Below are 26,058 nucleotides of genomic sequence, written 5' to 3' on the forward strand. Positions count from 1 at the left end.
CGCGGGCAGTGCTGGTCGCCATTGTCGCCTACCGGTGTTGATTTGCGGCCTCGCGGGGTAGGTCTCCTTTACAATGTTCAGAGCAGGTAGGGGAGACCATGCTTTTTGAGCCGTTGTATGACTACTACCGGAAGTTGGGTCCCAGGGGCCGGGCGGTGCTGTTCCAGCTTCCGTTGTCGACGACCATACTGCTGGTCACGGTCCTCACGTTGATCCTGAATCCACAGATGGATACTTCCGGGCCGTTTCTTTGGAGTCTTGGGGCACATGTGCTGCTCCTTGCCGCCTGCGCGGTGGTGCCGTGGGGACGCCTGCCAGGACGGGCCGTACTCGTCATCCCTGTCCTGGACTGCATCGCCGTCGGGGTCTCGCGTGAGGCCGCCGACCAGTACCTCACCGTTCTGGGCTTCCTCCTGGTCTTTCCCGTCGTATGGCTGGCCACCGACCGGCGCCGCAGCAGCGTTCTGATCGCCGTCCTCGCCACCATCCTCAGTACAGTCCTGCCCCCGGTATTGCTCGGCACCGGCTTCGAGGGCCCGGACTTTATCCGGATCCTGCTCCTGCCCATCATTCTCGGGGCGATCGCGCTCACGGCTTACGCGATCACCACTGCGCTCTACCTGCAACGCCGCCAACTGGAGGCGCGCGGCGCGGAGGTCCGGGAGCTGCTGGCGGCAAGCGAGGACCGGGAGCGGTTACTCAGTAGCGTCATGGACACAGTGAGCGTCGGAGTCTGCGCCCTCGACGACCAAGGGCGGCCCATCCTCACGAACCAACACTTCAGCCGCCATTTCGAAGGGACCCTGACCGGCCGGCAGCTATCCGATGAACCACCGAGCTTTGTCGTCTACGGCCCTGACCGGAAGCAGCCACTTCCTCCGGAGCGACGCCCCGGGTTCCGGGCAGCACGAGGAGAGTCCTTCACAGACGAACTGATCTGGGCCGACAACGGAGCCAACCAGAGGGCCTATTCCGCGACGTGCCGGTTGATCCGCGACTCCCGGGGCGTACACCGGGGAGCGGTCCTTGCGTTCACCGATGTCACAGCGTTGGTCGAGGCGCTTTCCGCGAAGGATCAGTTCGTTTCCAGCGTCTCCCACGAACTGCGGACACCGCTGACCTCGATCCTTGGTTACATGGATCTGGCCCTGGACGAGGACGACCTTGACCCCGACCTTGAGATATACCTGACCGTCGCGAAGCGGAACGCCGAACGGCTCCTGCACCTGGTCGGCGACCTCCTGACAATCGCATCCGACGCCATCGCCATCAACCCGCGGCACGCTGACCTCGGCGACGTCGCCAGCCAGAGCGTCCAGGCCGCCCTACCACGGTCCAAAGCCGGAGGCATAACCCTCGAACTTCTCGTCGACGGCCCCGCCACCGGCCACTTTGACCCCGACCGCCTCGGTCAGGCCATCGACAACCTGATCTCCAACGCCATCAAATACACGCCCCACGGCGGCAAAGTCACCGTCAAGGTCCACGCCACCGGCCACGAGCTCCGGTGCGAAGTCACTGACACAGGGGTCGGCATGACCGAAGAAGAACTCAACCAGGCCTTCACGCGTTTCTTCCGTGCTGCCAATGCACACTCTTCCACCATCCCCGGCGCCGGCCTGGGTCTGGCCATCACCAAGTCCATCATGGAAAACCACCGTGGCCACGTGGTTCTCGCCAGTAGCCCGGGACACGGGACCACGGCGGCGATCACGCTTCCGGCCGCCGACATGGAGGCTCTCACCCCGGCTCCCGTGTAGCCGGACTTGCGTTTCATCTACTCAGAGGCGGCGGGAAGCGGGCCGGCGGGAAGGTCAAGGACGCTTGTGGAAGGGCGGCTCAGCGAGTGGAGCGCGCCTTTTCTGCAACCGGCGCAGCGCAATGGCAACTGGCCAGCCGCCTTATGCAGCGCACCACGTCCCTGTACCTTGGTCATTGGACCTCCCCACCGCCGAAGCTGAGGAGGACCTTGCCGGAGGCTGTGGAGTCCTTCGCTACTTCGAAGGCGTGCAGGGCGTCGGCCAGCGGGAACTGGTGCGTGATGACGGGCTCGATGTGCAGGGAGCCATCGGCGAGGGCAGCGATTACCTGATCGATTTCGTCGTTGAAGCGGAAGGATCCTTTGAGGTCCAGTTCGCGGGTGATGGCCAGTGAGATGGGGACCGGCTGCATGCCGGTGGGCAGCAACCCCACCAGGACCACGGTCCCGCCGCGGACCGCCCCCTGGATGGCTGAGGCCAGGCCGTGGTGGTTGCCGGAGGATTCGATCACGACGTCGGCCTCCACGGCGGCGATGGCTTCAGTGTCAGCGGCGTTGATCACGTGGTCCGCGCCGACGGCCATGGCGATCTCCAGGGGCTTGGGATGGAGGTCGACGGCGGTGATCCGGGCGGCGCCGGCACACTTGAGGACGGCGACGGCGAAGGCGCCGATGGGTCCGGAGCCGATGACGAGCGCGCTCTTTCCACGGACGTCCCCGGCGCGGGAGACGGCGTGCCAGGCCACGGACGCCGGCTCGATCAGGGCGGCGGTGCGCAGGCTCATGCCCACTGGGAGGGGCCGCAGCATCCGCACGGGCAGGGTGACGTACCGGCTGAAGGCGCCGTCCGTGTGCGGGTAGCGGGCGGCGCTGCCCAGGTAGGTGCACCCCGGGGACAGGTTGGGCCGGTCCGCGGGGTACCTGGCCACGCCCGGCCCGGGCGTGGCCGGGTGGACGGCGACCGCGGTTCCGGGCTGCGGTCCCTGGCCGTTGGCGGCGGCGCGCACCACGACGCCGGAGATCTCGTGGCCCAGCACCAGCGGGGCCTTCAGGATGGACTCCCCCGCGGCACCGTGCAGCCAGTAGTGCAGGTCCGATCCGCAGATACCGCCGTACCGGACCTCCACCACCGCTTCGTCGGGCCCCGGCAGGGGCAGCGGGACCTCGTCGATGCGCAGGTCACCGGCGGCATGGGCCACCAGGGCAGGCCCGGTTGCCGGGAGTTCTTCTGTGATTGCAGGCATCAGACCACCACCGTCATTCCGCCATCGATGAAGATGGTTTGTCCGTTCACGAAGTTGGAGCCGTCAGAGGCCAGCCACACCACAGGACCGGCGAGGTCCTCCACGGTGCCCCAGCGGTGTGCCGGTGTCCGGCCGAGGATCCAGGAGTTGAACTCCTCATCGTCCACCAGGTTCTGGGTCATCTCGGTGTGGATGTAGCCAGGGGCCACGGCGTTGATCTGCAGCCCGGAACCTGCCCACTCGGCCGTCATGGCGCGGGTGAGGTTCCGCAGCCCGCCCTTGGCCGCGATGTAGGGGGCGATGGTGGGACGGGCAAGGTCTGTCTGCACGGAGCAGATGTTGATGATCTTGCCCCGGCCGCGGCCTATCATGTGGCGGGCGGCCTCCCGGCCCACCAGGAAGGCACTGGTCAGGTCCGTGGAGAGGACGCGTTCCCAGTCCGCCACGTCCAGGTCCAGCATCGGGACCCGGTGCTGGATCCCGGCGTTGTTCACCAGAATCTCCAGCGGACCCACGTTCTCCTCGATCCACGCAACGCTCCGGGCGGCGGCGTCACCATTGGTCACGTCGAAGGCAACGTTGTGGATGCGGCCCGGCGGAAAATCCGCCGCCATGGCCGCGGCGGCATCCTTCAGCCGCTCCTCGTTGACGCCGTTGAGCACCACTGTTGCTCCGGCGTCGGCCAGCGCCCGCGCAAGGGCCGAACCGATGCCCCTGCTGGAACCCGTTACCAGGGCAACACGGCCCGTCAGGTCGAACAACGCGCTCATGCGAAAGGTCCCTTCTGGACGAGGTTGGCGGGGGTTTGGCCGGTGGCCAGGGCTTCCAGCTGGCGTTTGAGGAGTTTGAGGATGCGGGGCTCGAAAGCGGAGGCGTTGCCACCCACGTGCGGGGTGATCAGGGCGTTCCCCGCGGCCCACAGCGGGTGGCCGGCCGGCAGCGGCTCGGGATCGACCACGTCAATGGCGCACTGCAGGCGCCCGGAGACCACTTCCCGGGTGAGCGCTTCGGTGTCAACGACGGCGCCGCGGCCCACGTTGACCACCAGGGCGCCGTCGGGTAGGGCAGCCAGGACCTTGGCGCCCACCAGGTGGTGGGTGTCGTCATTCAGGGGCAGGACGGAGACCAGGATGTCGTGGCTGGCGGCCAGGGCCACCAGTTCTTCCGGGCCGTGGACCTGTCCGTCCGCGTCTGTGCGGGCCGTGCTTCCCACCCGCGTAATGGTGACCTCGAAGGGTTCCAGGCGGCGGGCGAGTTCCTTGCCGATCCCGCCGATGCCCAGCAGCAGGACTCTACGGTCCGCCAGGGACTGGCGGCGCTGCGGCTTCCAACTTTCGGTCTGCTGGTCCTTGACCGCCTGGTCGATGCCACGCAGCTTGGCCAGGATCAGGCCCACGGCCAGTTCGGCGGTGGCTGCGGCGTGGACGCCCGAGGCGTTTGCTACCGCGGCGCCCGGCCCGGCAGCCTCGCAGACGCCGTCGAACCCCGTTGACTGCGTCTGCACGAACTTAAGGTCGGCGACCTTGCCCAGGGAACCCAGCACTGCCCCGGCATCGATGTAGGGAAGGATGACACCGTCAATGCCACCCAGCTCCTCCCCTGGCGCGTCCTTCATGTCCCAGACCACGCCCTGTAGTCCTTCGGGGAGAGGCGAGAGGTCAGCGAGGAGCTGGGGGTCCGGGAAACTTACGGTATGCACATGCTGCATGGGGTGGGGCCCTGTCGGTTGGTGGTTGAAGTGCGTGGGCGGCTGGTTAGGTGGTGGGTTCGCGGCAGTCGAAGGTGAGGCCGCCGGGCACTTGGAAGGTGGACATAAGTTCTAGCATGCCAACATTTACGATGCCGCGGGGTCTCGATGGCGTAATCAAGGGCGTTGACGATGTCATCGGTGGTGAGTGATTCGCAGCCTTCGTAGTAGGTTTGCCAGGCTTCTTCCATGGCTTCGGGGCTGCCTTCCGGAACTCGGGCGTCCCGGTGACGGACGTGCACTTGGTTTCGCCGCGGCCGATGGCGTCGATGGCAGCGTCCTTGATGTGCTGCGGGGTATCGAAGTCCGGTTCTCCGACCGTCAGGTCCAGGATCCGCCGGGCTTCCGCCTTGAGCTCCCTTATTCGAGCCTAGGGAAGGACGGGCTTGGAAAAGACCTAAAGTGCATGGACAGATAAGCAGCCCTTATGACCGGCCAGCCACAACATGCCCTGTAACACCACGCACTTTCGGTATTGCCCGGCCGGCTTTGATGCGGCTTAACGTGCATAGCGGACAACAGCGCCGCGCACAGTACGACGGCGGCCCGCGCGTTTGTGCAGATCCACCGGGCCGCGGGCACGCGCCTTCAGAAGGCCCGCGAACGGTTGCAGGACCGGCGGACGGATACGGAACAGTTATGGATCCCAGAAGCCGAGGTGGACGGCAGCCGGGCACGCGGGCGGATGCATCCGCTTTCAGGACGCAGCAGGACAGGCAGCGAGGCCCCGCGCGCTTACCGGTACCGAGGCGCTCCAACACCGGAACCTGCCGCGGCCCGGACCCGGGAAGTCCTGGCCCTGCTGGCCCTGCAGCGAAAGATGATCGCCCTCCGGTCCAGCCGGATGCGTGGCCTGGCCAACGAACTGCACGAGCGAGTTGCCCAGGCCGTCTGCGACGGCCTGAAAGTCCCGGCTGCTGGATGACTACCACCTTGCAGCGGCAAGCGGCCTGAAGTCCGACGAAATCCGCAAGATGACCAGGGGCGTGGGTCGGCGGGTGGCCTGGCAGCAGCCGGGTACGGAACCAGCGGTGGGCGCTAAACGCAAGGCCGGCGTCAGGCAGAGCCTCGGCGACCGTTGGAGTAGCGAGGGTTGGGAAGAGTCCTGCGGCTTTCTCCGATCCACATGACGAGCGCCGTTGACAGCAGGCAAGTAACGCGAGTAACTTGGATCACATGTCGAAGTAACGCGAGTTACCGAGACTGTTCCACTCCAATATCCCAGCAGTGGCAACACCAGTTCAATGAAGACCTCTGGAGTATCCAATGGCGGAAACCGCCGCCCTAAACCGGGACCTAGTCAATCCAGCCTCGCCTCACCAGGCAGCTGATGGCCGCAGTGTGGGGCGTCCGGCAGTCCCTCGTCGCCGTGCTGGAAGAACAAGCGCGCCGGGAGTCCCTCCGTTGTAACAGCAGGACAGCCGCTCACTGCCATCCGGCATTGACCGGCTGTCCGCTGCTACAACGCTCTTCGGTCTGACCGCGAAATCAACGTCGAAGAGCATATCCCCAACCCACCCTTCACCTTGCTGATGAAGACAGGAAGAGACAACTCATCATGACACAAACCAGATTCTTTCTTCAGTTTGGCCCTGGCGTTCACCCAATGCAGTGAACGCGTGCAAAGCACGCGCCACCTCCACAGGTTCCCGGACTTCACGCACGGCCATGAAAAGAGAACAATGAACAGCGTCGCCCCCACCCTCGAGGCCTACAGGCCGACCATGCACTACGCCGCCAAGGACACGTGGCTCAACGATCCCAACGGACTGGTCTTCCATGAGGGCATCTACCATCTGTATTACCAGAACAACCCCTTCGGAAACGTGCACAGCAACATGTCCTGGGGGCATGCGACCTCCACGGACCTGGTCAGCTGGAAGGAACAACCCGTAGCGATTCCCTGCGATGAAACCGAAGAAATCTACTCCGGCAGCATCGTGGTGGACACCGGCAACACCAGCGGGTTCGGCGCAGACGGGCAGGACCCCTTGGTGGCCATTTACACAAGCGCGTACAAGCCGGGTTCGCTTCACGAAGGCACGCAGGCCCAGTCCATCGCGTGGAGCACTGACGGCGGCTATACCTGGATCAAGTACGCCAACAACCCGGTCCTGACCCGGAACTCACCGGAATTCCGGGACCCCAAGGTCTTCCGCTACAACGGGCCGGGCGGCAGCTACTGGGTCATGGTGGCGGTGGAAGCACATGACTTCGCTGTCCTGCTCTACCGCTCAGAAGACCTCAAAAACTGGGAATACCTCAGCACCTTCGGCCCCGCCAACGGCACCGGCGGGATCTGGGAGTGCCCGGACCTCTTTGAGCTGCCGCTGAACGGTGACTCGGCGGCCATGAAATGGGTCCTGACCGTGAACATGAACCCCGGAGGCCCGAACGGCGGGTCGGCAGGCCAATATTTTGTGGGAGAGTTCGACGGCGTCACGTTCAGCTCCGAGACAAGCCTCACCGAGGGTATGCAGGATCCAGACCGCGTGCCTGACTACCAGTGGCTCGACTGGGGCAGGGACTACTACGCCGCCGTCTCGTTCAGCAATGTTCCGGACGGCCGGCGGTTGATGATTGGCTGGATGAACAACTGGCAGTATGCCAACCACATTCCCACCTCTCCCTGGCGCAGCCCCATGAGCCTGGTGCGGGATGTTTCCCTCGTTTCCGTGAACGGTCAACCCAGGCTCGTTCAACGACCCGCACCGGAAGTGAGTGATGCTTCGAAACCCCGCCCCGTTCAGCGGGTAACCTTAGACGGCCACGCCCCGATTGAGGGCGGCGCAGCTGTGCAGCGCGTTGACGTCGCCTTTACACCAGGCTGTTCCGAGGAATTTGGCCTTGTGGTCAGGGGGTCAGCAGACGGCAGGGCCGGGACAAGGATCGGCATCCGGCCCGGCAGCGGAGAACTCATCGTGGACCGTACCCGCTCCGGCGACACCGGCTTCCATGACGCCTTCCCGTCAATAAGCCGCGCGCCGATTGCTGCCGGACAGGACGGCAGCTACACCCTGCAGATCTTCGTTGACTGCTGCTCGGTGGAAATTTTCGCAAACGATGGGCTCGTCACCATGACCGAACTGATCTTCCCGGACCGTGCCCAAACAGACCTCACTCTGTACTCCACTGGGGGCACGGCCGGGGCTGCGCTCCAACTCACCGACTTAGGAAAGGAAAAAGCCTGATGGAACACCGCAAGCTGGGATCCTCCGGCCTGTACATCAGCGAAATCGCCTACGGAAACTGGTTCACCCACGGTGAGCAGATCGACCAGGCCGCCGCAACCCAGTGCGTCAAGCAGGCGCTGGATCTAGGCATCACCACCTTCGACACCGCCGATGCCTACGCCGGAACCCGCGCCGAAGAAGCGTTGGGCGAGGCGCTCAACGGAACACGCCGTGAAAGCGTCGAGATCTTCACCAAGGCCTACTTCCCCACGGGGGATGGGCGTAATGACCGCGGCCTGTCCCGCAAACATCTCATGGAGTCCATCAACTCATCGCTGCGCAGGCTCCGAACCGACTACGTCGACCTCTACCAAGCCCACAGGTACGACTACGAGACGCCGCTGGAAGAGACCATGCAGGCTTTCGCCGACATCGTCAGGGCGGGCAAGGCGCACTATATCGGGGTGTCAGAGTGGACGACGGACGAGATACGCTCCGGCGTCACCCTTGCCAACGAACTTGGCGTCCAGCTCATCTCCAACCAGCCGCAGTATTCCTTGCTCTGGCGCGTCATCGAACAGGAAATCGTGCCCCTCAGCGAGGAGCTGGGCATTGGCCAGATCTGCTGGTCGCCACTGGCCCAGGGCGTCCTTACCGGAAAGTACGCTCCCGGCGCCGCGGCCCCACAAGGTTCCCGGTTCGGCGCCGACAATGGGGACCTCAAGAACGACCACCGTTTTCTCAGCGGGGACATCCTCACCCGTGTCCAGCAGCTGAAGCCCCTGGCCGAGGAGACCGGGCTGTCGATGGCAGCCTTCGCCATCGCATGGGTACTGCAGAACCCCAACGTCTCAGCAGCCATCGTCGGAGCATCGCGGCCCGAGCAGCTCGTCGACAATGTGCAGGCATCGGGAGTCAAACTCGACCCGGAACTGCTCTTGAGGATCGATGAGATTCTCGGCCCGGTGGTCGAGAGGGATCCGGGAAAGGTCGAATCCTTCAAGACCCGGCCCTGAGCTGTCACGCTTAGCCGGGCTCCGGCCGGGGCGCTGTGCGGCAGCATCCCGGACGGAGCCGGGCCCTAGCCATACCGCAGAAAAACCTGTTGACACCCGGAAGTAACGCGGGTAACTTAGATCACAGGTTGTAGGTAACGCGAGTTACTCGGCTCGCTTTGCGCCTGACTTTCCCTAGCTAAAACGGCATCACCCAGCTCAACGAAGACTACTGGAGCATTCAATGGCGAAAAACGCCTCCTCAAGCAAGCCCATTGCTGCCCGGCAGCGTGGTGTCACCATGAGTGACGTCGCAAAGCACGCCGGGGTGTCCCGGACTGCTGTCTCGTTCGTGCTGAGCAACCGCGAAAACGCCAGCATCTCCGAAGAGACGCGGGCACGCATCGCGGAGGCGGTTCAAGTATTGGGCTACCGTCCAAACGCCGGAGCGAGGGCGCTGGCATCCCAGCGCAGCGACTGGTACGGAATTGTCACCGAGATCGTCACCGCACCCTTCGCTGTGGACATCATCAAAGGCGCGCAGGACCAAGCCTGGATTGACCGCCGGTTCCTCCTTATCGCCCCGTCAGACCAGGGGGACACGCCTGGCCCCAACCAAGGGATGGAAGACGCTGCCGTTGAGAAGCTGCTGGAACAGCGGGTGGAAGGCTTGCTGTACGCCGCAACGCACCACCGTGGTGTACACGTGCCCCGAAGCGCGCACGAAGTGCCTACTGTACTCGTCAACTGTTTTGACCTGGACGGAAAGCTGCCTTCGATCGTCCCTGACGAAAGGACCGGCGGACGGGTCGCCGTCGAACGCCTCCTCCGCGCCGGCCATACCAGGATCGGTGTGATCAACCTGGACCCGCGCATCCCGGCAGCCGTCGGGCGACTGCAGGGCGTCCGGGATGCTCTGGCCGCCGCGGGCCTTGAGCTCGATCCGGAGCTCGTGGTGGCCGGGTATGCGACGGCGGACGGCGGCTACGACGCTGCCTGCCAAATCCTCGACCGGTACCCGCCCAAGGACAGGCCAACCGCCCTTTTTTGCCTCAACGACCGCATGGCCATGGGCGCTTACGACGCCATCAAGGAACGTGGCCTGGCCATCCCCGGTGACATCGCCGTGATCGGCTTCGACAACCAGGAACTCATCGCGGCCTACCTCAGGCCCAAGCTGACCACTGTTGCGTTGCCGTTCGAAAAGATGGGCGCTCTGGGAGTCCAGACGCTCGCCGCACTTACAGCCGGACAGCCGATCACTGCCAACCAGCAGTTAGTCGACTGTCCGCTGTTAGAACGCTCTTCGGTCTGACCGCGAAATCAACGTCGAAGAGCAAATCCCCCACCCACCCTTCACCTTGCTGATGAAGACAGGAAGAGATAACCCCATCATGACACAAACAAGGTTCTCCAAGTCCGCCCGCGTTGCCGCGGCCGGACTGGCGGTAGGCGCCATGCTGCTGACCGGCTGCGCTGCCACCGGCAACAAGTCCGGCAGCACCGACGCCGCTGCCAACGCCAGCGCGCTCCTCACCATCCCCCGTGAGGACATGAGCACCTTCGACCGTAACTTCAACCCCTTCGCGCCGACTGTAAACCCCATGGTCCAGCAGGCCATCTACGAACCCCTGCTGGTCTTTAACCCGGCCAAAGGCAACACCGTCCCCTGGCTGGGCACCTCCTGGGACGCCGCCAAAGACGGCAAGTCCGTCACCTTCACCTTGCGTGATGGCGTGAAGTGGTCCGACGGGCAGCCTTTCACCGCCGATGACGTCGTATATACCTTCCAGCTGCAGAAGAAGCTCAAAGGCGGCTTCGAGTACCTTGATTCCGTCACTCCGGTGGGCACCAACCAGGTCACATTCACGTTCAACAAGCCCTGGTCCCCTGCACTTTACGAAATCGGGCAGGTCCCAATCCTCCCCAAGCACATTTGGTCATCCATAGCCGATCCGGCGAAGGATGCCAACGCCAACCCCGTCGGAACCGGCCCCTATACCCAGGTGGACAGCTTCCAGTCCCAGTCCTTCGTGCTAAAGAAGAACCCCAACTACTGGCAGCCTGACAAGCAGAAGATCGCCGGCATCAAGATGCTGGCAATGTCCGGAAACGATGCCGCCAACCTGGCCAGCGTCAACGGCGATGTGGACTGGTCCACCCAGTTCATCCCGAACATCGAGAAGACCTTCATCTCAAAGGACAAGGACCACCGCCACTTCTGGTTCCCGCCCACGGGCGCCATGATTAACTGGCAGCTGAACACCAGCAAAGCCCCGTTCGACGACGAGTCAGTGCGCAAGGCCCTGAGCATGGCAGTTGACCGGGACCAAGTCACTAAGATCGGCATGAGCGGCTACGCCCAGCCGGCAGACTGCACAGGCCTCTCCGGCAACTACGCGGGCTGGAAGAACGCCGACGTGGCGAACAACTGCACTTGGACCAAGCTGAACGTCGACGAAGCGAATAAGATGCTCGATGCTGCCGGTTACCCCAAAGGCCCGGACGGCAAGCGAACCCTCAAGGACGGCAAGCCGTTCGAGTTCAAGATCTCCGTGGGCGCCAGCTCCTCCGACTGGCTCTCCGTGGCCAACGTGATCTCCCAGAACCTCCAGGCCATCGGGGTAACCGCCAAGGTGGACTCTCCGGACTGGGCCTCCGTCGTCTCAAGCTACGAGCAGGGAACGTTCGACACCGGCATCGTCTGGAGCGCGAACGACCCCAGCCCATTCAAGTACTTCAACTCCATCATGGGCACTTCCACCGTCAAGCCGGTGGGCGCCAAGGCCTCCGAAAACTACCACCGTTTCGGCGATCCAAAGGCCGATGGTCTCCTGCAGCAATTTAGTGCCGCAGGTGACGAAGCCGCGCAGAAGCAGACCGCGAACCAGCTTCAGGCGGAATATGATTCGGTGGCCCCGACGGTTCCGCTGTTCTCCGGCCCGGAATGGGGAGACTACACGGACGTCCACTTCACGGGATGGCCCAATCAGGACAACCCATACGCAACGCTCTCTGATCGTTCGCCTACCACGGTCCTCGTCCTGACGACCCTGGAACCGCGCAAGTAAGCGGCGTTACTTCTCGGCCGGTGGCCACCGTTGCCATGTTCCGGTTCCCACCGGCCGAGAACCTTTTCATCTTTGCCAGCGGGGACCACTGTCGCCCCGGACCCCGCCTTCCCGAACGGAGCAACCGTGCGCTTCATCCTGCGCCGCCTGGGCTTCTACCTGATCGCCTTTTGGGCATCCATTACCCTCAATTTCCTGCTCCCGCGCTTCATGCCCGGGGACCCTGTCTCCCGAATGTTCGCCCGTACCCAGGGCAAGATGCAGCCCGAACAGATCGAAGCCCTGCGCAAGATGCTCGGCGTGGATACACGGCCCATCTGGGAGCAGTACGTCGACTACATGCACAACATACTGACTGGCCAGATGGGTGTCTCCATCTCGCGTTTCCCCACACCGGTCACCGAAGTTATCTCGGCCCAGATAGGTTGGACCCTCCTGCTCGGCGGGACAGCACTGGTGATTGCCGCCGTCGTGGGCAACCTGCTGGGCATCCTGGCAGCCTGGCGCCGCGGCGGAGCCATCGACTCGGCCCTGCCTCCCGTGCTGGTCTTTATCGGTTCGTTTCCATACTTCTGGCTCGCGATGGGCGCGCTGTATCTCTTCGGCGTGGTGCTGGGCTGGTTCCCGATCCGCCACGCGTTCACGGACGGCCTGGAACCGGCGTTCACCACCGAGTTCCTCGGAGACGTCGCCGCCCACCTCGTGCTCCCGGCGCTGACCATCGTGCTGGTCTCCATCGGAGGCTGGATGCTTGGCATGCGGAACACCATGATCGCCACCAACTCCGAGGACTACATCACCATGGCCGAAGCGAAAGGCCTGCGCCCCGGCCGGATCATGCTCCGCTACGCCGCCCGGAACGCGATGCTCCCCTCGGTGACCAGCTTCGGCATGGGACTCGGATTCGTGGTGGGCGGCGCCCTTCTCACCGAGGTCGTATTTGCCTACCCCGGCGTCGGGTACCAGCTCCTTAACGCCGTCCAGGGCCTTGACTACCCGCTGATGCAAGGCCTTTTCCTGACCATCACCGCCGCCGTGCTGCTGGCGAACTTCCTGGTGGACATCCTCTACGTCCGCCTCGACCCTCGCGTACGTAGCAACTGAGCCTTGCGTACCCAGTCACCAAGGAAACCATCATGACCAGCGTTATCCTCCAGCAGCCAACCCAACAAAAAGCTGCCCGCAAAACCAACCGAGGCTTTATCCACGGACTTCTCACCAACAAGAAGGCCATGACAGGCATGGCCATCATGTTCGTCTTCATCGTCCTGGCGCTGGCCGCGCCCGTACTGTTCCCGGGTGATCCCTCCCGGATCACCGGGATGGCCTCACTCGAACCGGACGGCGAGCACTGGCTCGGAACCACCGCCAAAGGACAGGACGTGCTCGCCCTGACCGTCTATGGCGCCCGAAGTTCCCTGTTCGTAGGCCTTAGCGTCGGATTCGCGTCCACCTTTATCGGGATCCTCGTCGGCCTGGCATCCGCATATTTCGGTAAATTCATCGATGAAGCACTGTCGCTGCTGACCAACGTTTTCCTCCTCCTTCCCGGCCTGCCGCTTCTTGTCATCCTGGCCGCCTTCCTCCCGCCGGGCCTCGGTACCGTCATCCTGGTACTCACCGTCACGGGATGGGCCGGATCAGCGCGTGTTATCCGGTCACAGGCAATGTCCATCCGCTCAAAGGACTTCGTGGCTGCGGCCGTTGTCTCCGGTGAGCGAGCCGGCCGCATTATGTTCCGCGAAATTCTGCCGAACATGGCCTCGATCGTGATGGGAACACTGCTTGCCTGCGTCATTTACGGCATCGGAGCCCAGGCCGGCCTCGAATTCCTGGGACTGGGCGACGCCAGCACCGTCTCCTGGGGCAACAACCTCTTCTGGGCAGGAAACGAAGGCGCCCTGCTCACCGGAAGCTGGTGGGTCTTCATCCCCTCCGGTCTCTCCATCGCGCTGGTGGCGTTCGCCCTGGCCCTCATCAACTACGCGGTCGACGAAGTAACCAACCCGCGGCTGCGGAAGATCCGCAAACCCGCCATCACCGGAAGGAGCGCCGCACAGTGACCGTCTCCCAAACGTCTTTCGGCTCCCACGAACCGGTCCTCGACGTCAAGAACCTCACCGTCAAGTACATCGGCGACACCCGCTCGACCACGGCCGTGGACGACGTTTCCTTCAGCATCGGCGCCGGTGAGGTGTTCGGGCTGGCCGGTGAATCCGGTTGCGGAAAATCAACCATCGCCAATTCGATCATGCGGCTGCTCAAGAACCCGGCGAACATCGCCGCCGGGAGCATCTCCTTCGGAGGCAAGGACGTGCTGGCTATGAGCCAGGACGAGCTGCGGCGTTTCCGCTGGCAGGACGTTGCCATGGTGTTCCAGTCCGCCATGAACTCGCTGAACCCGGTGCTGACCATCGGGGAGCAGATGGCAGACATCTTCACTACCCATGCCGGCTACTCGCGTAAAGAATCCCTTCGACGTGCAGCCCGGCTGCTGGAGTTGGTAAGGATCGATCCGGGCCGCCTCAAGTCCTATCCGCATCAACTCAGCGGCGGAATGCGGCAGCGCGCCGTCATCGCCATGGCCGTAGCGCTGAAGCCGTCACTGCTGATTCTGGACGAGCCCACCACCGCACTGGACGTGGTGGTCCAGCAGGAGATCATGGCCCAGATCAAGGACCTCCAGCGCGAACTGGGCTTCTCTGTCCTGTTCATCACTCACGACATGTCGCTGATGGTGGAACTCTCCCACCGCATGGCTGTCATGTACGGCGGGCGGATTGTGGAAACCGCCAAAGCACACGACATCTACACCACGCCCATGCACCCCTACACCCAGGCCCTCATGGGAGCGTTCCCGCCGCTTACAGGCCCGCGAATCGCGCTTGAAGGCTTGCCTGAAGGCGTGAAGTTCCAGAACATCCCGGACCTCGCCGAAGTTACGCCGGGCCACTACGTGGCACCGTTTGATGCCGACGCCGAAGCGGCCGTTTTTGAAGGAGCAGCACAATGAGCCACGCCGTCCACTCCCCGACACGGCCAGATGTTTCGGCCCAGACCCCGGCCCTGGAGGTGCGCGGGTTGGGTAAGTCATTCCACATCGGCGGCCTGTTCTCCAGCCAGGCAGTCCGGGCGCTGCACCGCGTCGACCTGACCATCGGCCGTGGGGAGATCGTCGCACTGGTCGGGGAATCCGGGTCAGGCAAGAGCACACTGGCCCGCTGTGTCGCCCGGCTCGAGAAACCCAGCGAAGGCGCTATCCTGCTCGACGGTGTCGATGTCCTCAAACGCGACCGTTTCCAGGCCTCACGCACGTTCCGTTCCCAGCTGCAGATGGTCTTCCAGGACCCGTTTGGCTCCCTCAACCCCGCACACCGGATCGAGCACTTCCTCCGGCGGTCCCTCGCAATCCACGGCAAGGGCGGCAGCGGCCACGGTTCCGAAGAGCAGACCAGGGGCCGCCTCGAAGAGCTCATGACCACCGTAGGGCTTCAGGCCGACATGCTCGACTCCCACCCCCACGAACTCTCCGGCGGGCAACGTCAACGGGTAGCGATCGCACGCGCACTCGCCGTCGAACCACAAGTCATCCTCGCCGACGAACCGACGTCCATGCTGGACGTTTCGGTCCGCATCGGCGTGCTGAACCTGATGCGGAAACTGCGCGATAAGCAGGGCATCTCAATGCTCTATATCACCCACGACCTCGCCTCCGCCCGATATCTCGCAGACCGGACGGCCGTGATGTTCGCCGGCGAAATCGTGGAAGAGGGTGAGTCCTTGGACCTGCTGGCCAACCCGGCCCATCCTTACACGCAATTGCTGGTCTCAGCCGTCCCGGATCCAGCCCGGGCCGGATCCTATGACCCCGTACACCGCGCCAAACTCAGGCAAGCCGTCATGGCTTCCACCACCTGCGCTTTCGAAAACGACCCGGACCAGCGCTGCTCGGCGGAGGAACCTGTTCGGCACCACGTGGGCGACCCCCTGAACCGCCACTGGGTCCGCTGCCACCTCTACCGGCCAAGCGCCGGCGCCGGCGGCCACGCACTAGCGACGGAACCGTTGCCGGAACCTCAGCCTGCAGACTGAAATTCCGGTTTCAAGAGCGCCCAGCCCGGGCCGCCGGTCCTGGCACGACCCACATCACGTCCAAACCCAAAAACGGCACCCCCCTGTGCTGCCCAAAAGCATCAACATCCATGCAGTAGAAGCACCGAAGCTATCTACCGAAAGTGAACCCATGCAAAATGAAACCCCTGTCTCCCGGCGCGCCCTCCTCACGGGAAGCGGAGCTGTTGCCCTCACCGGATCCCTCGCACTCTCAACTTCCCTGGCCGAGCCGGCAGGAGCAGCACCACCAGCCACCCCAAGCGCCACTCCAGCCAAGCCGCCCTTTGAAGGACCAACCCGTATGCGCCCGACTTATCACTTCAGCGTCCCCGACAACTGGAAAAACGATCCCCAGCGGCCCATCTACATCGACGGCGAATACCACTACTACTACCTCTACAACGCCGATTACCTTCAGGGTGGTGGAGGCACGTCATGGCGCCGCGCAACCACCACCGATCATGTCTCCTTCCGCGATTGCGGCGTCGCCATCCCAAAGTTCAGCAATGACAACGGCGACTGCTGGTCAGGATGCCTTGTCATCGACGAACGAAACACCGCAGGATACGGCGAGAACGCTGTTATCGCCCTCGTTACACAGGCACCCCAAGGCCGCCAGGCACAATACCTCTGGTACTCGACTGATCGCGGGCGCTCCTTCCAAGCCGGTGGCACCGCCCCGGTACTGCCAAACCCCGGGGTGAAGGACTTCCGCGACCCGAAAGTGATCTGGGACGCAGACCGGGGGCAGTGGTTCATGGTCAACGCCGAAGGGCAAAAACTCGGCTTCTACACATCCCACAACCTCCGGTCCTGGCAGCGGGTCGGCGAATTCGTCCGAACCGATCTAGGGCTGCTTGAATGCCCGGACCTTTTCCTCATGACCGCCGACGACGGATCGTCCCACTGGATCCTCGGCACCAGTGCCAACGGTAAAGGCCGGGGCCTTCCGGCCACCTACGCATACTGGACAGGGAACTTCGACGGCACCACCTTCGCTCCCGACCATGCCGAACCCGAGTGGCTGGACTACGGCTATGACTTCTACGGAACAGTCACCTATCCCCATCACGACTCCTCCGGAGCAGAGGATGCCACCCTGCGCAGGGCACTGGGCTGGGCGAACTTCTGGGACTACCCACACAACACTCCGACCCTGGCAACCGACAAGTACAACGGCGACGACATGATCGTGCGCGACATCCGTCTCAAGAAGGGAAGCGGAAGCTACCACCTCGTCTCAACCCCCACCGCTGGCCTGGACAACCACGTCAAGAAAAGCCATCGCCTTGGTGACGTCACTGTCACGGGCACCCGGGACCTTGATATCACTTCACTGGCCTATGACCTGAAGTGTGAGCTGAGGTGGGACCCGGCTTCCCCTCCGGCCAACATCGGGTTTGAAATCTGCCGTGCAGCCGGCGGAGGCCGTCACGTCGCCGTCGGGGCATTCCTCCGCGGCCCCTTCGCCTATGTCAACCGGAGACCCACCATCAACCCGACCGGCGGGGAAAGCCAGACGCCCATCGACCCCTCGGCTGGGCGCCTCGCACTCCGCCTCCTGGTAGACCGGACCAGCGTCGAAATGTTCGTGGGAGACGGACGGGTGGTGCACTCACACCGGGTGTTCCCCCTTGAAGGAGACAACAACATCCGGCTCTACGCCAACGAAGGAACGGCCACGTTCGGCAACCTCATCATCAACGAAATCAGCGAGATCAATGCGGCGACTTAGGCCGGCCCGAGACGTTCCGACGAGTCATTCCGCCGCCGCAGCCCCCCCCGGCGGCATGACATGCCGCTCCCCTACCAACACTGCCCGAGAGACAACCATGGAATACCCCAAAGCAGCACCACAAGACGCCCAACAGCCCCTGGACGCCGTCGTTGTCGGTGAAGCGCTGATCGATGTGGTCACCACCCCCAACAGCAGGGTGGAGCACCCCGGCGGGTCGCCCGCCAACGTCGCCTTCGGCCTCGGGCTCCTGGGTGTCCCCACGGGCCTGCTCACCGCCATCGCACCCGATGCACGGGGAACATCAATAGAGAACCACCTCCACAGGGCGGGAGTGACTCTCCTGCCGGGATCTAAATCCCTCACCCGCACGGCAACGGCAACGGCAACGCTTGGGCGCGACGGGTCCGCCTCCTACGACTTCGACATCCACTGGGAGCTGCCGCCGACAAGGCCTGCCTACTTTCCAAGAATCCTCCACACCGGTTCCATAGCCACGTTCCTGAACCCTGGCGCCGGCGCTGTCAAAGCCCTGCTCGAACAAGCCCACAAGCATTGCATCATCACCTACGATCCGAACATCAGGCCATCCCTGCTTGGCAGTCAGGCCGAAGCAAAAGCGATCTTTGAAGAACTCACCTCCCTGACTGATGTCGTCAAACTCAGCGACGAGGACGCCCGCTGGCTCTACCCTGGAAAAACACTGGAGGAAACCGCGGACCACGTCCTCCGATTGGGTGCGGGATTGGCTGTGATAACCGAGGGCGCCGAGGGCTCCCGATTCACCTCTCCCGCGGGAAGCATCACCATTCCAGCGGTCAGGGCCACGGTCGCGGACACCATTGGCGCCGGTGACTCCTACATGGCCGCACTCATCCTGGGTCTTCTCACCCGGGGGACTGAAGGCTTCGCTCCTGCCGTCCTGGAGCAGCTGGGACGCACCGCAGCCACAGCAGCGGCCATCACAGTTCAACGGACCGGAGCAAACCCTCCCACCCTGGCCGAACTGCAATCCGCAGTCGAAGCACCCATGTCTGCGCCGAAAGCTTTCGCGTGCGATCACGCATAAGCAAAAGCTATTCCGCGGGCAACAAAAACAGCCGACCCCCGTTTACCCTGTTAGGAGGAGCCGACAATGACGTCTGAAGAGACACCGGGGCATCGTCCCCCTTCGCATTCGCTGCGGTCCAGCAGCACACTTTCCCAACTCACCCGCCGTTCCATGCTGGGCCTGGCGGGAATCGCCGTCGCGGGAGCCACCGTGGGGGCCTGGCCGCGATTGACCGGAACTGATATTCCGGGCCGTGGCAGCAAGGCGTTGAACATCGCCATCCTGGGGACGGCAGCCGATGCCGCTGGGCGCCAAGGCCTCATTCAGGCCTTCACCGCCGCGCACCCCGATATCCCCGTGCAGCTGCAGGCTATCCAAGGTGCGGACTGGAAGGATTTCTTCTCCAAAATCCTGACCATGGTCGCCGCGGGAACGCCGCCGGATGTCGTGTATGTCGCCACCGAGGGCGCCCAGTTATTCGCCGACAAGCTCGCAGAGCCTCTGGATGCTTACATCCGCCGGGACGGGGACGAGGTGAGCGACTACTTTGGCGACGTTCATCCGAGCCTGTTGGAAGCCTTCATGTATCAGGGGAGCTTGTACCAGCTCCCATTGGACTGGAACGCGGCGAATATGTATCTGAACACCACCACCTTTGCCCAAGCCGGGCTTGATCGACCCAAAGACGATTGGACGAAGGACGACTTCAGCGCCACCCTGAAGGCGCTGCGCAAAGCCCGCCCGACTGACTTCACCCCGTACTACTGGACGAACCGTCTTTTTGGCGGTGTCGTGCCTTGGCTTTACGCCAACGACACCAGCTTCCTGTCCGAAACGAAGGCTCCCGGCGGGGACTGGCTGTGGGACCGCTTTTACCCTAACGACCCTGCCCGGGCCACCCGCGGCGGCGGATATCAATGGCTGACTCCCAACGCCGAGGACGGCCGTGTTGTCGAAACCTTCGACTATCTGCGCGAACTGGTAGCCGAAGGACTGGGCGTGCGCCCCGAATCCGGGGGCGGCAACGCCTTGGTCGGGCTGTTCGGCAACAATCGCATCGGCACCACCCCGGCAGGTGGCTACTGGGCGCAGGGCCTGCACGAGGCCGGGATGACCGCCGACCAATTCGATGTGCAGTTCTTCCCGCGCTGGCGGACGCAGCGGCATCAGTTCGGCGCTGCCGGCTACGCAATCATGCGCACGGCGAAAGACAAAGACGCTGCGTGGGAATGGGTTAAGTTCTGCTCCACCCGTGAAGCGATGCAGCTGGCCATTCCCAAACCGAACACCACCCCCACCCGCCGTTCGATGGTAAATGAGTCCTTCTACGCCGCCACCGGCCCACGACACTGGAAAGTTTTCTACGACACCCTGGACAGGTTCCCCACCTCCGGTCCGATCCCCGCCCCACCACAACAGGCCGCCGTCGAAACTGCCCTGATGAAAAACGTCTCAACCGCTGTCAGCGGCAGCTCCGCCGACGTACGGACGGCGATGGGCAATCTGCAGCGCGACCTCGAACTGGCCCTGAGGAGGAACTCATGAGCGCCACGTCCACCTTTCCCCGACAGATCGTGAAACCGCCGGCCGCGCGCCGCTCGTTCATAGAGCGATGGTTAGTCGGGATTTTCCTGGCCCCCACAGTGCTCGGGATGGCCCTTTTCACCTTCCTGCCGATCATCGCCTCGCTGGTCCTGGCCTTCTTCCGCTGGGACATCATTTCCGCACCGCAGTTCGTCGGATTCGCAAACTTCGCAGCGCTGGCACAGGACCCCACCGTCCGCGTGTCCTTCCTGAACACAATCATGTTCGTAGTGGTCGCAGTAATCCTGCAGCTGGGCATCGCCCTTACCATGGCGTCCATGCTGCAGGCCAGAATGGCGCCCTGGCTGAGAGTGTTCCTCCGCTCCACCTTTTTCTTTCCCCTGGTCTTATCCGCCGCGTCGGTGTCCATCTTCATGAGGTACATGTTCAACGAACAGTTCGGCGTCGTGAACTGGCTCCTATCGCTGGTCGGGATTCCCGCTGTGCCCTGGCTGACAAGTCCCGTGGCGTCCGCCGCCGTCGTGGTACTGGTCTACGTCTGGCAAAACTTCGGGTTCTCCTTCCTGCTCTTCCTCGGTGCGCTCACCAACATTCCGAAGGAACTGCACGAAGCAGCCAACCTCGATGGCGCCACCGGCTGGAAGCAGTTCAGCAATGTGACGCTTCCACTGATCAGCCCCACCGTGCTCGTCGCCTCTGTCATGGCCATCATCAGCGCCCTCCAGGTCTTCGACCAGCCCTACGTCCTGACGAACGGGGGCCCGGGCGATTCCACCCGGACCGCCGTCATGGTGATCTTCGAATCAGCCTTCCAGCAACTGGAGTTCGGCAAAGCCTCAGCCATCGGCCTGATCCTCACCGTTCTGATCCTTGCCGTCACCGCCCTGCAGTTCCGGCTTAGCCGCCGCTTCGTCTTCTACCAGTGAGGTCCCACATGTCCAGCCAGATCCTTCAGACCGGGACCGACAAGCATTCCGGTTCCACGACCGAAACGCCGGCCTCCCCTAAGGGCCGGCCCGTGCGCCGCCTGCCCGCAGCGGGCACCATCGGCAGGTACGCGGCCTTGGCCTTGGCCGCGGCGCTGACCCTCGGTCCCGTCCTGTGGACCTTGTCCACTTCACTCAGGACGCCGTCGGAATCATTCAACCTGCCGCCGTCGTTCCTGCCCATCAACCCTGACTTCACCGCCTACCAGGAGGTGTTCAAGCAGATCAACGTCGGCCTCCTGGTCCTGAACAGCGCCCTGGTGACCGGGCTGATCGCGCTTGGCCAGATGGCGTCGGCCACCCTGGCCGGGTACGCCTTCGCCCGCCTGGACTTCCGCGGCAAGAACGCCATCTTCTCGCTGGTGCTGGCCACCATGATGGTCCCGGTGCAGGTCACCATCGTCCCGGTGTTCATGCTGATCCGGGGCATGGGCCTGTCCGACACGCTGCTGGCCCTGATCCTGCCGGCCGTTCCCACAGCGTTCGGCACCTTCCTGATGCGCCAGTACTTCCTTGGCCTGCCAAACGACTTCGCCGAAGCCGCCGCCCTGGACGGTGCCGGACCGTGGCGGATCTTCCGTTCGGTCTACGTCCCCCTGGCGGTCCCCGGCATGGCCATCGTCGGGATCCTTGCCTTCAACTTCCACTGGAACGAGTTCTTCCGGCCACTGATCCTCACCATCAGCGAACAGAACTTCACCCTTCCTCTCGGCCTGGTCACGCTCCAAGGCAACCTCGGCACGGGCAGCATATCCGTGGTCCTCGCCGGCGTGATCCTATCCATGCTGCCGGCACTGGTCGTCTTCATCTTCGGGCAACGCACGCTGCGGGAAGGCCTCACGGCCGGCGCCAGCAAATAGTCTGTCACCGGAAGTTTCCACGGCGCGGATGCAGTAAGCACCCCGGCCACTACAGCCCTTGGAAGGCGAACTATGGGTGTTCCCGCGGCTTGGGCATTGCCTGGCATAAGCAGGGCAATTGCCAGGAAAGGGACCTCCATCGGAGGCACCGGCGTCCGTTCGTCCACCGGCTTATGCGGGCGCCTATAGAGTTCCTTAGCTTCGACCGGACCAGCACTTTGTACAGTTGACTTGTGTTCTTCGACTTGCCCTCGCTGATCGATCCTGAACTATGGTCTCTTGTCGATGATTCCGCCGTGTTCTATGCCCAGCGGCAGGCCGGCCGAGGTCCGGGCAGCCTGGAAGAGCTCCACTCGTTCAGAGCCGGCACGCCTGCACCCGCTCAGTGCCATCCACAACCAATGGTCGAACTGGCCAGTGCCGGTGGCCGCAGCGTTCCGGTCCGGATCCACTTGCCGGTATTCGAGCCGCCAACGGGCGTCTTTCTGGAGATCCACGGTGGCGGCTTCTACATGGGCTCGGCCGCCGGAAGCGATGTTCGAAACCGGCGACTCGCAGACGCGCTGGGTATTGCAGTCGTCAGCGTGGACTACCGCCTCGCTCCCGAGCACCCATGGCCTTCCGCACCCGACGATTGCGAGACAGCCGCCCTGTGGCTGATGGACCGCGCCGACGATCTTTTCGGGACAGCGAAACTGGCTATCGGTGGCTTCTCCGCCGGAGCCACGCTGGCGGTCTCCACACTCGTGCGGTTGCGTGATCGCGGGCTCACCGCATTCAGCGGCGGCGTCTTGCAGTTCGGCACCTATGACCTAGCCGCGAAGACGCCCGCGGGACGCCTAATCGCCGACGAATACTTTCTCGACGCCTACGCGGGGAACACTCCTGATCGCACCCATCCCGACCTCTCCCCCCTCTTCGCCGAACTCACCGGCCTACCGCCGATCCTGCTCGTGATAGGCAGCGATGACATCCTTCTGGAAGACAACCTCGCCATGGCAACACGGTTGTCGGCCGCTGGCGTCCCGGTGGATCTGCGCATCTACCCCGGGTCCCCTCACGGATTTACCGGACACGCGACGTCAATGGCACGCGCCGCCCTCGAACACATTGATGAATTCCTTGGAACCCGGTTAGGCTCAGCAAGCTGAATCGTTCCTCGAAAACTGACATCGCGACGGAGTGCAGACAAGTCGGGGCCGTAAAAGATTTGGTAGCTCAAGACTCGCCCATCGTCGTCTTCCAACCTCATTCCTCATCGAGGTCTGGACGGAGACCGTTCCGTAGCCCCCAAATCCCCAATCAGGGGGCACCTTGCCCTCAGCCGCTGTCCTGACGGCCCTAATATGGGATTGCAGCCGCACGAGAGTCTTCCCGGTCTGGGGCGGGCCTGGTTGTGACCGGCGTCGAGAGGGTCCTGTAGAGGTTAGTCTCTGGAGACTCAGGGCACACCCCCAGCCGGCGCCGGTCACTTGGCGGCCGCATTCAACTGACACCCCAGAGTTACCGTTTCGCCCCTAGGACCCACGCGATAAACCTTTCGAGCAGAAACGAAGGAGGTGCGGAATCGCTTGAAGCTGGAGCTCTACCTCTCAAGCGTGGGGTTTGCCGGTGAAGCGGTGAGCGGCTGGTGCCAGGGGAATGCGAAATCACAACCGACTACCTGCACCAAGAACTGAGGTCCCGTGGATCCCCCCGCCGGTCCCCGCTCCACTGCGCAGCGCTAATCAATGGTGCCGGTGACGCGCCGCGGCTGATCGCCGATGGCTAGTCCGTCAATGCACGGGTTGTGCTCAGATGTGTAGCCGGACGAGGAAGAGGAAGTAGCACCAGACAGGCAGCGAAACCAGGGACAACACGGCCATCGAGGTCCGCACCAAGGATTGCTTACGGAAGATCGAGGAAAGCAGCCTGAACGTGAAGATCCCGATGATTCCTCCGCCGCAGTTCAGTATTACGTCGTCGATATCTGATGCTCCAACGGCAAACACGCCCTGGACGATCTCTGCAGCGATGCTGACCGAGGCGACCGTGAGCAGGGTCAACCAGACGGCCGCTTTACGTCGGAGCCACGACACATACAGCCCAAGCGGGATGAAGATCAGGACGTTTCCGACGACGTTGGCGAAGGCCACTCTTCCGGTCCCGGAAGAGTGGCTGGTCACAAAATGCGCGATAGTCGCGAACGGGATGAGATTGATTGATCTCTCCGAACCCGGTGCGCGAGAGAACAGAAGCAGCCTTAGGAGGAAGGCCGCGTAGAGAACGAAGACGGCAACGATGGCCACGGTCTCGGCTTTCGCTCGTTTCGTGGTGAATCGCCAGCTTTCCACATTATCCGTGGCTGCGGTGGGTTGTGGTCGTACGTCCATCCGGCAAAACGATACAGAGGGAAGCTGGGAGCGAAACCCCAACCCGGTCAGCGACGTGAGCGGACCTGCCCGGACAGGTCCCGCAGTGGATGCGTCCCAACCCCAGGCAGTGGGCGGCGCCGGCGACCGACAGGATGAAAACGCTGAGGAAAGCACGACGTTCGCTGGATCAACGTCACCTTGCCGGTCATAGTGGCTGGAACCCTAGGTTTTCTTCATTTCCCGTGGATAGTCTGGAAAAGAACGCCACCCTACGCGACCGTTAGTGAGAATGTGATCGAAGCAGTTGCTGCGGTTATCGCCCGGAACAATGTCACCCTCTTGGGCCGGGAAGACGGGCCTGTCTTGATGTTTGCCCACGGCTTCGGCTGTGACCAGGACATATGGCGGAAGCTGCTCCCCTACTTCGTTCATGACTACCGGCTGGTGCTCTTTGATCATGTTGGTGCAGGACACTCCGACATCAGCGCCTACGACTGGGAAAAATACGAATCCCTGAATGGATACGCGACCGACCTGCTGGAGATCTGCGCCGCCCTTGAACTTGAGGACGTCATCCTGGTCGGACACAGCGTCAGCACAATGATCGCCGTGCTCGCCGCAGCCCAGCAACCCACCCGCTTTTCCCACCTGATCCTGCTGGCTCCTTCACCCCGCCACACGAACGACCCCTACGACGGCTACGTAGGCGGCTTTACGCGGGACGACATCGTGGGCCTGCTGGCATCTCTGGACAGCGACTATTTCGCCTGGGCCGCGGCCCTGGCACCCATCATCATGGGCAACCCGCAAGAGCCGGACCTAGCGGAAGACCTGCAGGCCAGCTTCTGCCGGACAGATCCAGCCATCGCCCGGCACTTCGCCGAAGTAACCTTCTTCTCCGACACCCGCCCTGAACTGGGAAAGCTGCACACCAACTGCCTCATTCTGCAGTGCTCCGACGACCGGCTCGCCCCGCCCGAAGTGGGCGCCTACCTGCACAAGAACCTCGAACACAGCACCCTGGTGCAGCTTCGGGCAACAGGCCACTGCCCCCACGTAAGCGCGCCGGAGGAAACGGCGCGCGCGATACTGCATTACCTCGACACCCGCTCGTGACAGGCCTGGCCGGCCCCCGTTCGACTTTGAAGCCCTCTGTCATAGCACCCCGTGCGTACGTTGTCCCGGATGATTTGCCCACATCACCGCGGTAACCACCCGTTACAGCCTTACTGACACGTCATTATCGGCGTGCCGAAAGCCGAGGTCTCCGCCGGTGGCACAGTTCCCCGCCCCAGTTCATCCACTGACGTCTGGTTTGCCATTCAGGATCTGGAGTGTTGTCCGGTTCTCGTGCCATCCATGTGTGCGGCGCTTCACCAGCCCTCGCCGGCGCGGGAGAGGGCAATGACGCACCTTGGGCGGTAG

General features: G+C 63.3%; 21 protein-coding genes and 2 pseudogenes. 17 read left to right on the forward strand and 6 right to left on the reverse strand.

The window, feature by feature from the left end:
• Positions 1-98 precede the first annotated feature (98 nt).
• A complete protein-coding gene (locus tag VXJ37_RS03330) occupies positions 99-1,760 on the forward strand; it encodes a sensor histidine kinase (protein ID WP_331321634.1) in 1,662 nt (553 codons plus the stop codon).
• Positions 1,761-1,932: 172 nt separating this feature from the next.
• Here VXJ37_RS03330 and VXJ37_RS03335 read toward each other — a convergent pair whose 3' ends face one another.
• The 5 genes and pseudogenes from VXJ37_RS03335 to VXJ37_RS03355 form a co-directional block, all read right to left on the reverse strand.
• On the reverse strand, positions 1,933-3,003 hold the full coding sequence (locus VXJ37_RS03335; protein WP_331321635.1) for an L-idonate 5-dehydrogenase: 1,071 nt from the start codon (positions 3,001-3,003) through the stop codon (positions 1,933-1,935).
• Positions 3,003-3,773: an SDR family oxidoreductase gene (locus VXJ37_RS03340; protein ID WP_331321636.1), complete on the reverse strand. Its 771-nt coding sequence runs from the start codon at positions 3,771-3,773 to the stop codon at positions 3,003-3,005. Before VXJ37_RS03340 ends, VXJ37_RS03335 begins: the two co-directional genes overlap by 1 nt.
• A complete protein-coding gene (locus VXJ37_RS03345) occupies positions 3,770-4,711 on the reverse strand; it encodes a 2-hydroxyacid dehydrogenase (RefSeq protein ID WP_331321637.1) in 942 nt (313 codons plus the stop codon). The genes VXJ37_RS03340 and VXJ37_RS03345 overlap by 4 nt, the downstream gene beginning before the upstream one ends.
• A gap of 46 nt (positions 4,712-4,757) precedes the next feature.
• A pseudogene (locus tag VXJ37_RS03350) lies at positions 4,758-4,956 on the reverse strand (SDR family NAD(P)-dependent oxidoreductase); the annotation flags it as partial.
• Positions 4,953-5,120 (reverse strand): annotated as a pseudogene (locus VXJ37_RS03355) (aspartate transaminase); the annotation flags it as partial. The pseudogenes VXJ37_RS03355 and VXJ37_RS03350, both read right to left, overlap by 4 nt.
• Positions 5,121-5,306: 186 nt before the next feature.
• Between VXJ37_RS03355 and VXJ37_RS03360 the strand changes: the two are divergent.
• From VXJ37_RS03360 to VXJ37_RS03430, 15 genes are all read left to right on the forward strand, one after another.
• Positions 5,307-5,675: a hypothetical protein gene (locus VXJ37_RS03360; RefSeq protein ID WP_331321638.1), complete on the forward strand. Its 369-nt coding sequence runs from the start codon at positions 5,307-5,309 to the stop codon at positions 5,673-5,675.
• 757 nt (positions 5,676-6,432) lie between these two features.
• On the forward strand, positions 6,433-7,941 hold the full coding sequence (locus VXJ37_RS03365) for a glycoside hydrolase family 32 protein (protein ID WP_331321639.1): 1,509 nt from the start codon (positions 6,433-6,435) through the stop codon (positions 7,939-7,941).
• Complete coding sequence (locus VXJ37_RS03370) at positions 7,941-8,939, forward strand: aldo/keto reductase family protein (protein ID WP_331321640.1); 999 nt, start codon at positions 7,941-7,943, stop codon at positions 8,937-8,939. The genes VXJ37_RS03365 and VXJ37_RS03370 overlap by 1 nt, the downstream gene beginning before the upstream one ends.
• A 280-nt stretch (positions 8,940-9,219) precedes the next feature.
• Positions 9,220-10,233 carry a LacI family DNA-binding transcriptional regulator gene (locus VXJ37_RS03375; protein WP_440589770.1) on the forward strand — a complete coding sequence of 338 codons (1,014 nt, stop codon included), beginning with the start codon at positions 9,220-9,222 and terminating at the stop codon, positions 10,231-10,233.
• A 79-nt stretch (positions 10,234-10,312) separates the two neighbouring features.
• The gene (locus VXJ37_RS03380; RefSeq protein WP_331321642.1) at positions 10,313-11,989 is read left to right on the forward strand and encodes an ABC transporter substrate-binding protein; all 1,677 of its coding nucleotides are present in this window, start codon (positions 10,313-10,315) and stop codon (positions 11,987-11,989) included.
• Between the two features lie 126 nt (positions 11,990-12,115).
• A complete protein-coding gene (locus VXJ37_RS03385) occupies positions 12,116-13,093 on the forward strand; it encodes an ABC transporter permease (RefSeq protein ID WP_331321643.1) in 978 nt (325 codons plus the stop codon).
• Positions 13,094-13,125: 32 nt separating this feature from the next.
• Positions 13,126-14,052: an ABC transporter permease gene (locus tag VXJ37_RS03390; RefSeq protein ID WP_331321644.1), complete on the forward strand. Its 927-nt coding sequence runs from the start codon at positions 13,126-13,128 to the stop codon at positions 14,050-14,052.
• The gene (locus VXJ37_RS03395) at positions 14,049-15,002 is read left to right on the forward strand and encodes an ABC transporter ATP-binding protein (RefSeq protein WP_331321645.1); all 954 of its coding nucleotides are present in this window, start codon (positions 14,049-14,051) and stop codon (positions 15,000-15,002) included. Before VXJ37_RS03390 ends, VXJ37_RS03395 begins: the two co-directional genes overlap by 4 nt.
• Positions 14,999-16,081 carry an ABC transporter ATP-binding protein gene (locus VXJ37_RS03400; RefSeq protein ID WP_331321646.1) on the forward strand — a complete coding sequence of 361 codons (1,083 nt, stop codon included), beginning with the start codon at positions 14,999-15,001 and terminating at the stop codon, positions 16,079-16,081. Before VXJ37_RS03395 ends, VXJ37_RS03400 begins: the two co-directional genes overlap by 4 nt.
• A 322-nt stretch (positions 16,082-16,403) precedes the next feature.
• Complete coding sequence (locus VXJ37_RS03405; RefSeq protein ID WP_331321819.1) at positions 16,404-17,837, forward strand: glycoside hydrolase family 32 protein; 1,434 nt, start codon at positions 16,404-16,406, stop codon at positions 17,835-17,837.
• A 97-nt stretch (positions 17,838-17,934) separates the two neighbouring features.
• Complete coding sequence (locus tag VXJ37_RS03410; protein ID WP_331321647.1) at positions 17,935-18,906, forward strand: PfkB family carbohydrate kinase; 972 nt, start codon at positions 17,935-17,937, stop codon at positions 18,904-18,906.
• 66 nt (positions 18,907-18,972) lie between these two features.
• Positions 18,973-20,433 carry an extracellular solute-binding protein gene (locus VXJ37_RS03415; protein ID WP_331321648.1) on the forward strand — a complete coding sequence of 487 codons (1,461 nt, stop codon included), beginning with the start codon at positions 18,973-18,975 and terminating at the stop codon, positions 20,431-20,433.
• On the forward strand, positions 20,430-21,359 hold the full coding sequence (locus tag VXJ37_RS03420; RefSeq protein WP_331321649.1) for a carbohydrate ABC transporter permease: 930 nt from the start codon (positions 20,430-20,432) through the stop codon (positions 21,357-21,359). The genes VXJ37_RS03415 and VXJ37_RS03420 overlap by 4 nt, the downstream gene beginning before the upstream one ends.
• A gap of 8 nt (positions 21,360-21,367) precedes the next feature.
• A complete protein-coding gene (locus tag VXJ37_RS03425; RefSeq protein WP_331321650.1) occupies positions 21,368-22,279 on the forward strand; it encodes a carbohydrate ABC transporter permease in 912 nt (303 codons plus the stop codon).
• Positions 22,280-22,512: 233 nt separating this feature from the next.
• Positions 22,513-23,430: an alpha/beta hydrolase gene (locus tag VXJ37_RS03430; protein ID WP_331321651.1), complete on the forward strand. Its 918-nt coding sequence runs from the start codon at positions 22,513-22,515 to the stop codon at positions 23,428-23,430.
• Positions 23,431-24,072: 642 nt separating this feature from the next.
• Here VXJ37_RS03430 and VXJ37_RS03435 read toward each other — a convergent pair.
• Positions 24,073-24,567: a VanZ family protein gene (locus VXJ37_RS03435; RefSeq protein ID WP_331321652.1), complete on the reverse strand. Its 495-nt coding sequence runs from the start codon at positions 24,565-24,567 to the stop codon at positions 24,073-24,075.
• A 357-nt stretch (positions 24,568-24,924) separates the two neighbouring features.
• Between VXJ37_RS03435 and VXJ37_RS03440 the strand changes: the two genes are divergently transcribed.
• Positions 24,925-25,749, forward strand: coding sequence for an alpha/beta fold hydrolase (locus VXJ37_RS03440; RefSeq protein WP_331321653.1), 825 nt, complete (start codon positions 24,925-24,927; stop codon positions 25,747-25,749).
• Positions 25,750-26,058: the final 309 nt, after the last annotated feature.

The sequence above is a fragment of the Pseudarthrobacter phenanthrenivorans genome (assembly GCF_036455295.1).
In the GTDB taxonomy this organism is placed as follows: Bacteria; Actinomycetota; Actinomycetes; order Actinomycetales; family Micrococcaceae; genus Arthrobacter; species Arthrobacter phenanthrenivorans_C.

Bases quoted from the DNA above. Each gene is read 5' to 3' on its own strand.
- VXJ37_RS03330 (WP_331321634.1), top strand. From the start codon at position 99: ATGCTTTTTGAGCCGTTGTATGACTACTACCGGAAGTTGGGTCCCAGG.
- VXJ37_RS03335 (WP_331321635.1), bottom strand. From the start codon at position 3,003: ATGCCTGCAATCACAGAAGAACTCCCGGCAACCGGGCCTGCCCTGGTG.
- VXJ37_RS03340 (WP_331321636.1), bottom strand. From the start codon at position 3,773: ATGAGCGCGTTGTTCGACCTGACGGGCCGTGTTGCCCTGGTAACGGGT.
- VXJ37_RS03345 (WP_331321637.1), bottom strand. From the start codon at position 4,711: ATGCAGCATGTGCATACCGTAAGTTTCCCGGACCCCCAGCTCCTCGCT.
- VXJ37_RS03365 (WP_331321639.1), top strand. From the start codon at position 6,433: ATGAACAGCGTCGCCCCCACCCTCGAGGCCTACAGGCCGACCATGCAC.
- VXJ37_RS03370 (WP_331321640.1), top strand. From the start codon at position 7,941: ATGGAACACCGCAAGCTGGGATCCTCCGGCCTGTACATCAGCGAAATC.
- VXJ37_RS03375 (WP_440589770.1), top strand. From the start codon at position 9,220: ATGAGTGACGTCGCAAAGCACGCCGGGGTGTCCCGGACTGCTGTCTCG.
- VXJ37_RS03380 (WP_331321642.1), top strand. From the start codon at position 10,313: ATGACACAAACAAGGTTCTCCAAGTCCGCCCGCGTTGCCGCGGCCGGA.
- VXJ37_RS03390 (WP_331321644.1), top strand. From the start codon at position 13,126: ATGACCAGCGTTATCCTCCAGCAGCCAACCCAACAAAAAGCTGCCCGC.
- VXJ37_RS03400 (WP_331321646.1), top strand. From the start codon at position 14,999: ATGAGCCACGCCGTCCACTCCCCGACACGGCCAGATGTTTCGGCCCAG.
- VXJ37_RS03405 (WP_331321819.1), top strand. From the start codon at position 16,404: ATGCGCCCGACTTATCACTTCAGCGTCCCCGACAACTGGAAAAACGAT.
- VXJ37_RS03410 (WP_331321647.1), top strand. From the start codon at position 17,935: ATGGAATACCCCAAAGCAGCACCACAAGACGCCCAACAGCCCCTGGAC.
- VXJ37_RS03415 (WP_331321648.1), top strand. From the start codon at position 18,973: ATGACGTCTGAAGAGACACCGGGGCATCGTCCCCCTTCGCATTCGCTG.
- VXJ37_RS03420 (WP_331321649.1), top strand. From the start codon at position 20,430: ATGAGCGCCACGTCCACCTTTCCCCGACAGATCGTGAAACCGCCGGCC.
- VXJ37_RS03425 (WP_331321650.1), top strand. From the start codon at position 21,368: ATGTCCAGCCAGATCCTTCAGACCGGGACCGACAAGCATTCCGGTTCC.